This is a genomic window from Chromobacterium haemolyticum (assembly GCF_002081825.1).
Classification (GTDB): domain Bacteria; phylum Pseudomonadota; class Gammaproteobacteria; order Burkholderiales; family Chromobacteriaceae; genus Chromobacterium; species Chromobacterium fluminis.
Genome location: NZ_MUKU01000006.1, coordinates 62077 through 74611, shown reverse-complemented (window position 1 = coordinate 74611; position 12535 = coordinate 62077). Strand labels below are relative to the sequence as shown.

11 protein-coding genes and 1 tRNA gene are annotated in these 12535 nt (G+C 57.9%); 4 read left to right on the top strand and 8 right to left on the bottom strand.

What is annotated here, in order from left to right:
* Nucleotides 1-93 precede the first annotated feature (93 nt).
* On the bottom strand, nucleotides 94-1800 hold the full coding sequence (gene pilB, locus B0T39_RS05835; protein WP_081545235.1) for a type IV-A pilus assembly ATPase PilB: 1707 nt from the start codon (nucleotides 1798-1800) through the stop codon (nucleotides 94-96).
* A gap of 221 nt (nucleotides 1801-2021) precedes the next feature.
* Complete coding sequence (locus B0T39_RS05830) at nucleotides 2022-3140, bottom strand: porin (RefSeq protein ID WP_081545234.1); 1119 nt, start codon at nucleotides 3138-3140, stop codon at nucleotides 2022-2024.
* A 304-nt stretch (nucleotides 3141-3444) separates the two neighbouring features.
* On the opposite strand from B0T39_RS05830, the gene B0T39_RS05825 reads away from it, so the two are divergent.
* Nucleotides 3445-4890 (top strand): cryptochrome/photolyase family protein, encoded by a 1446-nt coding sequence (locus B0T39_RS05825; protein WP_081545341.1) that lies wholly within the window; start codon nucleotides 3445-3447, stop codon nucleotides 4888-4890.
* Nucleotides 4891-4943: 53 nt separating this feature from the next.
* Here B0T39_RS05825 and B0T39_RS05820 read toward each other — a convergent pair whose 3' ends face one another.
* The gene (locus B0T39_RS05820; protein WP_439896889.1) at nucleotides 4944-5327 is read right to left on the bottom strand and encodes a ComEA family DNA-binding protein; all 384 of its coding nucleotides are present in this window, start codon (nucleotides 5325-5327) and stop codon (nucleotides 4944-4946) included.
* 31 nt (nucleotides 5328-5358) lie between these two features.
* The gene (locus tag B0T39_RS05815) at nucleotides 5359-6180 is read right to left on the bottom strand and encodes a cytochrome C assembly family protein (protein WP_081545232.1); all 822 of its coding nucleotides are present in this window, start codon (nucleotides 6178-6180) and stop codon (nucleotides 5359-5361) included.
* Nucleotides 6181-6287: 107 nt separating this feature from the next.
* Between B0T39_RS05815 and ffh the strand changes: the two genes are divergently transcribed.
* From ffh to purB, 3 genes are all read left to right on the top strand, one after another.
* Nucleotides 6288-7643, top strand: coding sequence for a signal recognition particle protein (gene ffh, locus B0T39_RS05810; RefSeq protein ID WP_081545231.1), 1356 nt, complete (start codon nucleotides 6288-6290; stop codon nucleotides 7641-7643).
* Nucleotides 7644-7692: 49 nt separating this feature from the next.
* Nucleotides 7693-8589, top strand: coding sequence for an ATP-grasp domain-containing protein (locus tag B0T39_RS05805; RefSeq protein ID WP_081545230.1), 897 nt, complete (start codon nucleotides 7693-7695; stop codon nucleotides 8587-8589).
* Nucleotides 8590-8654: 65 nt separating this feature from the next.
* On the top strand, nucleotides 8655-10025 hold the full coding sequence (gene purB, locus B0T39_RS05800) for an adenylosuccinate lyase (RefSeq protein WP_081545229.1): 1371 nt from the start codon (nucleotides 8655-8657) through the stop codon (nucleotides 10023-10025).
* 129 nt (nucleotides 10026-10154) lie between these two features.
* Here purB and B0T39_RS05795 read toward each other — a convergent pair.
* From B0T39_RS05795 to B0T39_RS05780, 4 genes are all read right to left on the bottom strand, one after another.
* Nucleotides 10155-10231 (bottom strand) — tRNA-Met (locus B0T39_RS05795).
* 64 nt (nucleotides 10232-10295) lie between these two features.
* The gene (locus tag B0T39_RS05790) at nucleotides 10296-11117 is read right to left on the bottom strand and encodes an undecaprenyl-diphosphate phosphatase (protein ID WP_081545228.1); all 822 of its coding nucleotides are present in this window, start codon (nucleotides 11115-11117) and stop codon (nucleotides 10296-10298) included.
* A gap of 83 nt (nucleotides 11118-11200) precedes the next feature.
* Nucleotides 11201-11812: a thiol:disulfide interchange protein DsbA/DsbL gene (locus B0T39_RS05785; protein WP_081545227.1), complete on the bottom strand. Its 612-nt coding sequence runs from the start codon at nucleotides 11810-11812 to the stop codon at nucleotides 11201-11203.
* Between the two features lie 26 nt (nucleotides 11813-11838).
* Nucleotides 11839-12486 (bottom strand): SPOR domain-containing protein, encoded by a 648-nt coding sequence (locus B0T39_RS05780; RefSeq protein WP_254894498.1) that lies wholly within the window; start codon nucleotides 12484-12486, stop codon nucleotides 11839-11841.
* Nucleotides 12487-12535: the final 49 nt, after the last annotated feature.

The window sequence follows — 12535 nt, the reverse complement described above, 5'->3', positions numbered from 1 at the left end:
GGGTGTCCATACATTACATAAGCATTCTGAAGTCGGTTTCAACGCCCTTATCTAAACAATCCTGCTGAAGCGCAGCAGACATTGAACAGATTCTTACTCGTTAGTCACCGCCTCAATCTCCGTCAACGACGTCAACCCCGCCTTCACCTTCAGCAAACCGGCATGGCGCAAGTCCACCATGCCCTCCTTGCGCGCCAAGTCGGCGATATCGATGGCGGTGCCGTTCTGCATGATCAAACGCGTCATCGCATCGGTAATCGGCATCACTTCGTAAATGCCGGAACGGCCGCGATAGCCGGTATTGCGGCACTCCTCGCAGCCCACCGGCGCATAGGGCTTCCAACTGCCGTCCAACTCCTCTTTCTTGAAACCCGCTCGCAGCAGCGCCTCTTCGGGAATGTCCGCCGGCTTCTTGCAATGCGCGCACAGACGGCGCGCCAAGCGCTGCGCCATGATCAGCAGCACTGAACTAGCTATATTGAACGGCGCCACCCCCATATTCAACATCCGGGTCAATGTCGCTGGCGCATTATTGGTATGCAGGGTGGAAAACACCATATGGCCGGTTTGCGCCGCCTTGATCGCAATGTCAGCCGTTTCGAAGTCCCGGATCTCGCCCACCATGATCACATCCGGATCCTGCCGCAAAAAAGCCTTCAAGGCCGAGGCGAAAGTTAGCCCGGCGCGCTCATTGACATTGACCTGGTTAATGCCCGGCAAGTTGATTTCCACCGGGTCCTCCGCCGTGGCGATATTAATGTCCGGCTTATTCAACAAATTAAGACAGGTATACAACGATACCGTTTTACCGCTACCGGTAGGCCCGGTCACCAGCACCATCCCGTAGGGGCGACCGATCGCCTCCAGCAACAAGCGCTTCTGCTCCGGCTCGAAACCCAGCTGTTCGATATCCAGATTCGCCGCCGACGAGTCCAGGATACGCATCACGATCTTCTCACCGTACAAGGTGGGCAAGGTGCTGACCCGGAAGTCGATCGCCCGCACCTTGGAGATGACCAGCTTCATCCGGCCATCCTGTGGCACTCGCTTCTCCGAAATATCCAGCTTGGAAATCACTTTGATCCGGGAGGCGATCTTTTCCTTCAATACCAGGGGCGGCTGTGAAATCTCCTTCAACACCCCGTCCACCCGATAGCGAATGCGGTAAAACTTCTCATAGGGCTCGAAATGGATATCGGACGCGCCGCCATTGATCGCGTCCAACAGCACCTTATGGATGAACTTGACCACCGGCGCATCGTCGACATCCGGCTGTGGGCCGGTATCGGTCGGCGCATCCGGATCGGCGAATTCCAGATCACCAAAATCCTCGTTCTCCAGGGCCTTGATCGCGGCGGTGGCGTCCTCGCTATACTTGCCGAGCATCTTGCCCAGCTTATCGTCCTCCACCACCACCACCTCCACCGTCATCCCGGTCTTGAAGGTGATGGCGTGATAGGCCGAAGTCTGGGTGGGGTCGGAGGTGCCGACATACAGCTTGTTGCCTCGCTTGAGCAGGGGCAGCAAGCGCCGGCTGGCGATCAGCTCGTCATCCACCACGCCCTTGGGCAACTGATCAAGATCGATGGCCGACATGTCCAACAAGGGATAGCCAAAGGTCTTGGACGCGAACATCGCCACATCCTGCGCCGTCATCTTCTTGCTCTGAATCAGTTGCTCGACAAAGCTGATATGCGATGCCTGAGACTGACGCAGGATCGCATCCGCATCCTGCTGCAACAGCATATTGTTTTGCACCAAGGCCCGACCCAAGCCGGAAATGCCAGCCGAAGCTTCCATACGCTTGCAACTCACCAGTGAACAGATTAGACGACACCGCGCGGCGCTCCTGCGTCAGAGCTCGCCACCTTGAAGACAGCCGCACTACCGTTACAACATTATATGCAAAATGCGGGGGCTGCTTTGACTTAAATCCCGGCGCAGCCGGATTACGCCAAGCATCCGCGCAAAAACAAAAAGGACTGCCGAAGCAGTCCTTTCAAACTCAAACTCAAATGTGCTTAGAAGCGGTGCACCAGGCCCAGGCCGAAGGAGTTTTCCTTGTCCAAAGCGCCGTCTTTCCACTTCACATGACCGTAAGAAGTGTAAACCTCGGTCCGCTTGGACAACGCATAGTCCAGAGCCAAAACAAACTGATCGTAACCGGACTTGTCGATGGTATTGCCGTTCAAGCTGGCATCGTAACCTTTGACATAGGAGAAGTACGGAGTGAAGGCACCAAAGGTGTAACCAAGAGTCAAAGCGAGTTCTTTGGTTTTCAGCTTAGCCCCATCAATCTGAGCTTGGGTCGCGCCAGTTGCCAATGCCGCAGTGTTATAACTGGAACTCAGCGACCCGTTATAGAAGGTGCCAAAACCATAACCCTGAATCTGCTGATAGCCCAAAGCGGCGTAGAGGTTGTTGGCCATATAGCCGGCCTCAAGACGGTGCCAGTCTTTGGCGCTAGCAAGCTTGCTGGCATCATTCCAATTCTGGTAGTTGTACTTACCGAAGAAACCGGAGTTCTCATAACTCAGGCCCAGGTTCCAAGTCTGGTTATTGGTAGTGGAGCCGCTAACAACCTTGCGGGTTTCATCGGTGCCGTACAACAAGGCAAAACTGAAACCATTCCAATTCGGGCTATCATAACGGACCGCATTAGTCACACGATCATCCAGGCGGGTAAACATCCCCAGGCCGCCAACGCTCTGGCTGCTATAGTAACCAGGGTCAACCTGCTCCATCATATCGTTGGCGTAATTGGACAGTTTGCCCAAGCGAATCTTACCCCAGCTGTCGCCAGCCAAACCGATGAAACTGTCACGAGTAGCAAAGCCATCAGAGCTCGGCTCGTTAGCAGTACCTTTAGTGCCATCGATATGCACGCGGCTTTCCACTTGCCAGATCGCCTTCAGACCATTGCCCAGATCTTCGTTGCCCTTGAAACCGATGCGCGAAGTCCAGTCATTGATCTCGGAGCCGCCTTGCAGCTTGCCGTTGGCATCGAGGTTGATCGTGGAGCTGTAAGACTTGTTGTACTCGTAACCACCACGGATTTCACCGTAAACGGTGACGTCGGCCATCGCGGCGGCGGCCGGCATCAGGGCGGCGATTGCAAGAGCGATATGCGTCTTGTTCATTGCAGTTCCTTTCAAGTCAGTTGATGTTGTCCTGTTGATTTCGCTGTTCTAAAGCCAGAGAACCCGGACATTTATGTGCCACCGATATGCTTCGGTGATCGCTAGCCTCAATATAAGACTGACGTTGCGAAAAAACAAAAACAGCATGTACTTTCGACAAAAAAGCACTCAAAAAAACAACACAAGCATCACAAGCCATTGTTTTACATGAACTCAACAGCTAAGTACCACCGCCATTTAGATGCAGTTACGCAACACAAGCAGTAATTTAGTGCAAAAAAGCAACAAGCTCATAGGCATAAAAATGGACCATTCATTGTCAGACAATCAAACCACAGCGAATCTACCTACGAGCAAGGCTGCACTTTACTGGCTCAGGCGCGATTTGCGTCTGGAAGACAATCACGCCTTGCAGCAAGCGCTGGCCTCGGGCCTCCCAGTTCAATGCGTCTTTGTCTTCGACAGCAATATTCTAGACACGCTCTCCCCCACCGATCGGCGCCTCGGCTTCATCTGGCAATCCCTGCGGGAAATTCAGAACACCCTACGCGCGGCGGGCGGCGAGCTGTGGTGCGAAACCGGACCGGCGCCAGACATCATCCCCAGGCTAGCGGCTCAGCTAGGCGCCGACGCCGTTTACGCGAACGAGGATTACGAGCCCTATGCGCGCCAGCGAGACACGCAGGTCGCTCAAGCCTTGGCGACGATGGGCAAGACCTTCCACGCCTACAAGGACCAGGTCATTTTCGCCCGGGACGAACTGCTCACGGCCAGCGGCAAACCATTCACCGTGTTTACCCCATATTGCAATGCCTGGCTCAAAAGGCTGAGCCCACAGCACAGCCAAGCGCTGACCGTGCCGCCGCTGACCGGCCGGCTGCGCCCGCCAGCGGGAACGCCGGCCATACCCAGCCTGGCAGAATTAGGATTTGCCCAGACCGAGCCTTGCTTACTGGCGCCGGGCGCGTCCGGCGCAAAAGAACTGTTTGCCGATTTTTGTCAGCAACGCATCCAACGCTACCATCAACAAAGAGACTATCCCGGCGTAAAGGGCGTGTCCTACCTCTCCACCCACTTGCGTTTCGGCACCCTCTCGATTCGCCAATTGGTGCAATTCGCCTGCTTCGACGGCGGCGAGGGCGCTATGTGCTGGCTGAAGGAGTTGATCTGGCGAGAGTTTTATCAGCAACTGCTGTGGCACTTTCCGGATGCCTCCACTCACAGCTTCAAGCCGCAATACCGCGACCTGCCCTTTCCCAATCGCCCGGACTGGTTGGAAAGCTGGCAGAAAGGACTAAGCGGTTATCCGCTGATTGATGCGGCCATGCGACAACTGAACCAAACCGGCTATATGCACAACCGGCTGCGCATGATCGCCGCCAGCTTTCTGGTCAAGGATCTGCTGATTGACTGGCGTCTGGGAGAACGCTATTTCGCGGAGAAACTGCTGGATTTCGATCTGGCGTCGAACAACGGCGGCTGGCAATGGGCCGCCTCCACCGGCTGCGACGCACAGCCCTATTTCCGCATCTTCAACCCAGTGACTCAATCGCAGAAATTCGACCCGGACGGCCGCTTCATCCGCCGCTACGTACCGGAGCTGGCGGCACTAAACGATCAGGCGATTCACGCTCCCTGGCAAGCCAAGGCGCTGCCGGAAGGCTTCGAGCTGGGCCGCGACTATCCGCTCCCCATCGTCGACCACGCCGAGCAACGGCAGCTGGCTCTGGCCCTGTTCGGCAAGCAATGAAAAACGCCCGCATCCGCGGGCGTTGTTTCCAGCAAACCGTTACCTGGCAAGCATCAAGGCTTTTTCTTGGCCGCCGGCTTGGAGGCTTCTTTCTTGGCACCGGCCACCGGCTTGGCAGCCGTCGCAGCAGGTTTGGCGGCGGCAGCGGGCTTGGCCGCCGCTTTCGGGGCGGCGCTGGACGCTCCGCTGACAGAGATCTCGCTACGCAGCTTTTCCAAGGTCTTGTCGCCGATTCCACTGACACTCTTCAGGTCGTCGACACTCTTGAACGGCCCGTTCTTGGCGCGGTATTCCACGATGGCTTTGGCCTTGACCGGGCCGATGCCGTTCAGCGCCTCCAGCTCCTGCTGGTTAGCGGTATTGATGTTGACGGCGGCAAAAGCCGTACCGCAAATCAGCATCAGGGCGGCAAACAGGGCTAACAATTTTTTCATCATTGATCTCCTTGTGAGACAGGACTGAGCAACCTCAACCGCGTTGCAGGATCAATTCTATGACGACCTTGCTGCCAATGTAAGCCAGCGCCAAGGACAGGAAACCAGCCAAAGTCCAGCGAATCGCCACCCGACCGCGCCAGCCTTGCAACTTGCGGCCGATCAACAAGCCGCCGAACAGCAGCCAGGACAACACGGCGAAAACGGTCTTGTGCGTCAGCGCCGCGGCGTGCCCCAGCACTTCCTCGGAAAACACCACCCCGGTCAACAAAGAAACCGTCAACAACAAAAAGCCGACGCCAATCACTTGGAACATCATTTTTTCCAGGGAAAGCAAAGGCGGCAATTGCCTAAGCAGCGGAGACGCCCGTTTATCGTGCAGAGCCTTTTCCAAAAACAGCATCAAAATGGCGATCAGGGCGCCGATGGCGAACAGGCTATAGGCAAACAAGGACACCAGGATATGCAGTACAAAAGCCGGATTGCTCAGGTCCTGGACCACGTGTTGGCCTGGAAACAGCAGAGCGAAACCCAGCGCAGCCATCGCCAGCGGCATCATGAACAGCTGCAAACCTTCCACGCGATAGAAAAAACTGCAGGTCCAATAAATCAGCATCATGATCCATACCATTACCGACAGCGCGCGGCCAACGCCAAGAGACAGCAAAGCCCCCTGAGTCAGCGGCAACAGCACGGCTATCGCCTGTAGCAGCAGCAACACGCCCAATAGGCTGTGCTCCAGCCGCGGCTTGCGCGGCCAGCAAGCCAGGCCGCGCCAGTTGGCGAAGTAATGCCAGGTAAAGACCCCGTAAGAGAGGATCAGCGCAATAGAAAGTACGAGCAGGAAGCTGGTCATGGCGAGTGTTTTATCAAAACCGGGTGCTGCCCGGCGGCTCGTGGTAAAATCAATGGTTTGAGAGTCTACACCAACCGGCAAGCCGTTGGCAGAAGTAAGGACGCACCATGCTAGACAACCTGACCAGCCGCCTGTCCGGCGTGATGAAAAATCTGCGCGGCAATGCGCGCTTGACCGAGACCAATATCCAGGACGCGATGCGCGAAGTGCGCATGGCCCTGCTGGAGGCCGACGTCGCCCTGCCCGTGGTCAAAACCTTTATCTCCCAGGTCAAGGAACGTGCCCTTGGCCAGGACGTGGCCGGCAGCCTGACTCCGGGCCAGGCCCTGGTGGGCGTGGTCAATGAGGAATTGACCAAATTAATGGGCGAGAAGAACGACGCCCTCAATCTGGCGGCCGTGCCCCCCGCCATTGTGCTGATGGCCGGCCTGCAGGGCGCCGGCAAGACCACCACAGTGGGCAAACTCGCCAAGCTGTTGAAAGAGACCCAGAAGAAAAAAGTACTGGTCGTCTCCGCCGACATCTACCGTCCCGCCGCGATCGAACAATTGAAACTGCTGGCCCAACAGGTCGAAGTCGAATGGTTTCCCTCCTCCGGCGACCAGAATCCCGTCGACATCGCCCGCGCCGCAGTGGATCACGCCAAGCGTCACTTCTTCGATGTCCTGATGGTGGACACCGCCGGCCGTTTGGCCATCGACGAGGCGATGATGGCCGAGATCAAAGCGCTGCATGCCGCGCTGAATCCGGTGGAAACCCTGTTCGTCGTCGATGCGATGCAGGGCCAAGACGCCGTCAACACCGCCCAGGCTTTCAATGAAGCGCTGCCGCTGACCGGCGTCATCCTCACCAAGATGGACGGCGACTCCCGAGGCGGCGCCGCGCTGTCGGTCCGCCACATCACCGGCAAGCCGATCAAATTCATCGGCGTCGGCGAAAAGGTGTCTGGCCTGGAACCCTTCCACCCGGACCGGATCGCCAGCCGCATTCTGGGCATGGGCGATGTGCTGTCGCTGATCGAGGAGGTGCAAAAAGGCATCGATCAGGACGAAGCCGCCGCCATGGCCAAGAAGTTGAAATCCGGCAAGGGTTTCGACCTCGAGGACTTCAAGGCCCAGATGCAGCAGATGAAAAAAATGGGCGGCATGAGCAACCTGCTGGAGAAAATGCCCGGGCAACTGGGCCAAATGGCCAAAGGCGTGCAGGGCGCGGAGGCGGAGAAAGCCATGCGCCGCATCGAAGGCATCATCAATTCAATGACGCCGCAGGAACGCCACAAACCGGAATTGCTCAAGGCCAGCCGCAAGCGACGCATCGCCGCCGGCGCCGGCGTGACGGTGCAGGAAGTCAACAAACTGCTGAACCAGTTCGAGCAGACGCAGAAAATGATGAAGCAGTTCTCCTCCAAGGGAGGCATGATGAAAATGCTTCGCGGCATGAAGGGCATGATGCCCGGCATGTAAGCTGAAACGGGTGCCTAGCACCCGTTTTTCTTGATGTAAAAGGATTTCGATGTCGCTCGATGTTGTCGTTCTGACCGATTCGCGCCTGCTGCCGCCTGACGACAGCGACTGGTATCGCCGCCAGGTTCATCATGAGGACGGCTTGGTCCTGGCAGCGCTACAGCGCCAGGGCTTGCGCGCCCGCCGCCTGGCCTGGGACGACCCTGACATGGACTGGGCCGGCGCGCGCTGCGCGCTGTTCCGCACCACTTGGGATTACTTCGAGCGCCTGCCCGCGTTTTCCGACTGGCTGGCGCGCGCGGCCGGTCAAACACGGCTATTCAACGAGATTGGACTGATTCGCTGGAATCTGGACAAACATTACCTGTCCGAACTGCAACAAAATGCTGTTCATACGGTGGACACCCGCTACATTGAGAAAGGCGCGCCGCAAACACTGCGCCAACTGCTGGCGGAGCGAGGCTGGAACGACGCCATCTTGAAGCCGGCCGTCTCCGGCGCCGCCCGGCACACATATCGCGTCGTCCCGGCCAACGCGGAAATGCTGGAATGCGCGTACGCCGAACTGATCCAACAAGAAGCCATGTTGCTGCAACCCATGCAACACAGCGTGCTGAGCCAGGGGGAGCTGTCCCTGATCGTCATCGACGGCCATTTCAGCCACGCCATCCGCAAAACGCCGAAGTCCGGCGACTTCCGCGTGCAGGACGACCACGGCGGCCAGGTTCACCCGCACCAGGCCGACGCGCAAGAGATCGCCTTCGCAGAGGCCGCCGTACGAGCAGTGCCTTTCGACGTGCTGTACGCGCGCGTCGACGTGATTCGCGACAACCATGGCCGCCTGGCGGTCATGGAATTGGAAATGATCGAACCGGAGCTGTTTTTCCGCTTTCGGCCGCAAGCCGCGGAGGAGTTGGCCGCGGCGCTCGCGCGACGCCTGCGTTGAGCAATGAGCGATTTTGTACCGCAACCCGCCAGAACACCGGCAACCCACGTTTGGAACTACCCAGCATGAACCTGACCACGCTGACCGCCCTAAGCCCCCTGGATGGCCGCTACGCCGGCCAAGTCGAGGCCTTGCGCAATCTGTTTTCCGAGTACGGCCTGATGAAGTTCCGCATTAAAGTGGAGCTGGAATGGCTGAAGATGCTGGCCGCCGAGCCAGGCATCGAGGAAGTGCCTTCCTTCTCGGAGGCCACCATCCGTGAAATCGACGACGTGATCGCCAACTTCAACGTGCAGCACGGCGAAGAGGTCAAAGCCATCGAGGCGCGCACCAATCACGACGTGAAGGCCATCGAATACTGGCTGAAGGAACGCCTGTCCGGCAACCCGGAAGTGATGGCGGCCAGCGAGTTCATCCACTTCGCCTGCACCTCCGAAGACATCAACAACCTGTCGCACGCGCTGATGCTGAAAACCGCGCGCAACACCGTGGTGCTGCCCACGATCGACGAAGTCATCCACAAACTGCAAAAACTGGCGCACGAACTGGCCGACACCGCGATGATGTGCCGCACCCACGGCCAGCCGGCGACGCCGTCCACCATGGGCAAGGAATTGGCCAATACGGTGTACCGCCTGAAACGCCAACGCGAGCAACTGGTACACCAGGAAATCCTGGGCAAGATCAATGGCGCGGTAGGCAATTACAACGCCCATCTGGTCGCTTACCCCAATATCGACTGGGAAAGCTTCTGCGGCCGCTTCGTCACCGGCCTGGGTCTGACCTTCAACCCCTACACCATCCAGATCGAACCGCATGACTATATGGCCGAGCTGTATCAGGTTCTGACGCGCGTCAACACCATCCTGATCGACCTGAACCGCGACATCTGGGGCTATATCTCGCTGGGCTATTTCAAGCAGAAGGTGAAGAAGGACGAAGTCGGTAGCTCCACCATGCCGCACAAGGTCAACCCGATCGACTTCGAAAACGCCGAGGGCAACCTGGGCATGGCCAACGCCATCCTGGGCCACTTGGCGGAAAAGCTGCCGGTATCGCGCTGGCAGCGCGACCTGACCGACTCCACCGTGCTGCGCAATATGGGCGTGGGCTTCGGCTACACCATTCTGGGCCTCAAAGCCTGCCTGAAGGGCTTGAACAAGCTGGAAATAAACCCGCAGGCAATCGCATCCGAGCTGGACAACAGCTGGGAGCTGCTGGCGGAGCCGGTGCAAACCGTGATGCGTCGCCACGGCGTACCCAACCCCTACGAGCAGCTGAAGGAATTGACGCGCGGCAAGGGCGGCATTACCCGTGAAACCCTGCACGCCTTCATCAAGAACCTGGAATTGCCCGAAGCGGAAAAAGCTCGCCTGCTGGAACTGACCCCGGCCAGCTATATCGGCAAGGCCTCGGAACTGGCCAAGCGCATTTAATCACGCCTGCGCGAGCAATAAAAAAACCGCCGTTACCCGGCGGTTTTTTTATTCAGCGGCCATTAATCAGACAGGCCGCCGGGAAAACAAAAAACCCAGCTTTCACAAAGAAAGCTGGGTTTTTGAATTTGGTTGCGGGGGCAGGATTTGAACCTACGACCTTCGGGTTATGAGCCCGACGAGCTACCAGACTGCTCCACCCCGCGTCAGAGAGGTTGCATATTATACAAGCCGCTCTTGGCTGTCAAGATATTTCTATCTTGAGCCAATTCAGATGCTCCAATCCACCCAACCCAGCTGCCATGTAGCCAAAATCACCAGGCCGAATACGATGCGATACCAGGCGAACGCATTGAAGTTGTGGCTGGACACATAGCGGATCAAACCACGCACCGCGAAGAAAGCGCTGATGAAGGCCGCGATGAAGCCAACGCCTATCACCGGCACATCCGCGGCGGTGAACTGGTGCCAATGCTTGTACACGTCGTAGAACGTGGCCGCGAACATGGTAGGCACCGCCAGGAAAAAGGAAAACTCGGTGGCTACTTTGCGGTCCAGGCCAAACAACATACCGCCGATAATGGTGGAACCGGAGCGCGATGTGCCAGGCACCATCGCGAACACCTGAGCGACCCCCACTTTCAACGCGTCTTGCCAGCTCATCGCGTCCACGCTGCTCACCCGCGGCACGCGCTGTCTGCGCTCAACCAGCAGAATGATGACGCCGCCCACTATCAAGGCCAGCGCCACCGTCAGCGGGTTGAACAAATAGTGTTTGATCGCCTTGATCGCGAAGAAACCGATGACCGCCGCCGGCAGGAAGGCCACCAGCAAGTTGCCGATGAAGCGCAACGACTGCGCATCCCGCTGCAAAGCGCCCTGCGCCACGCCCAGAAAACGCTGACGGTATTCCCAAACCACCGCCAGGATTGCCCCCAGCTGAATCACCACCTCAAACACGTCAGCATTGTTTTGAAAACCGATCAGGTCCCCCACCACAATCAAGTGTCCGGTGCTGGAAATCGGAAAAAACTCCGTCACCCCTTCGACGATGCCCAGCAATAAAGCCTTAGCCAACAGCATCAAATCCATGTCCACCCATCCCCCATCAAGGTTTAATATGCGCAAAAGGCAGCCCCGGGGCTGCCTTCTTCACCAAGCGTCTTGCTCGATTCTTATTTTTTCTCGGCTCGGGCTTTAGCCACCAGCTCGTTAATCACCTGCACCATGCGCTCCGGCGCCACCGGCGTCACTACGTATTTACCGTTGACGATCACCGTCGGGGTACCCTGAATCGCATAATCGCGAGTCATCTTGGCCGCCTTGGCCACCTGCGCGTTCACGCCGAAGGATTTGTACGCCTGCATCACCTTGGCGGCGTCAACGCCCTTCTGCTGCTTGAGCCAATTGGCGAACACCCCCTCGTCAGACAGGTTGACGCGCGACTTCACCACAGCCTCGAAAGCCGGGCGGTGCAGTTTGTCGTAGGCGCCGGAGGTCTTGAAGGCGGAGAACATGCGCACGAAGCCTTCCATCGACTTTTGCCACACGATCTGCTCTTTGGAGAAAGCCACGTCGGCGGGCTTGCTCTTTTCCCAAGCGCTCATCGCCGGCTCAAGCTCCAGGCAGTGAATGCAGTGATAGGAGAAGAACTCGATCACCTCTACCTTTTTCGGATCCGCCACCGGCTGCGGCGTCGCCAGCATGGTGTAATCCTTGCCCAGCTCAATCGCCGCGTTTGCCAGGCCGCTGAACAGCATCAACGAAAGCAATAACCACTTTTTCATTATCGATTCCCTAATAGAGGAAGAGTTTATTCCGCCTTGACGACTGTCGCGCCAATGCCATCCTGCTTCAACTGAGCCTTCACCCGATCCACCTCGTCCTGGCGGCTATACGGCCCCACCCTAACCCGATGCACCAGTCCCTTTTCCGGCACAGTTACCGACTGGATTTTGGCCTCTACGCCCAACAAAGCCAGCTTGGCCTTGAGGTTGTCCGCCTCGTCCTGATTCTGGAAAGAACCCAGCTGCAAGTAGACCTTTTTGGCCGCCTGCTGAGCAGAAGGTTCCGCCGCCTTGCCGTTCTTGCCTGGCACCGCATCCACCTGGCCAGGCAAGATCTTGTAGAAATCAAAGCGTTGCTCGTCCTTGCCGGCCTCCTTGGCCGCCGGTGCGGCCGAGGTCGGCTTGGCCGGAGTTTCCGCCGGCATCGGCGGTGGAGCGGATGGCGGCTGAGCCGGCTTGCTCACCGGGGCCGGCGCAGTGGCGGTTTCCGAAGCGGCGTCCGCAATGCGGGTGCCCGGCGCCAGCAACTCCGTTGGCGGCGCGGAAGCGCTGGCCGCTTTGCGATCCAACTTTTCCAAGTTGCTGAACGGCGTAGAGGACTTATTCAGATACATGGCGAGGCCTACCGCGACGGCAACCCCGACAATCAGGCCGATGACGATGCCCGCCACCATGCCGCCGCCTCCGCTTCTGGAGCTGGATGAGCGGCCGCGGGAACTACGG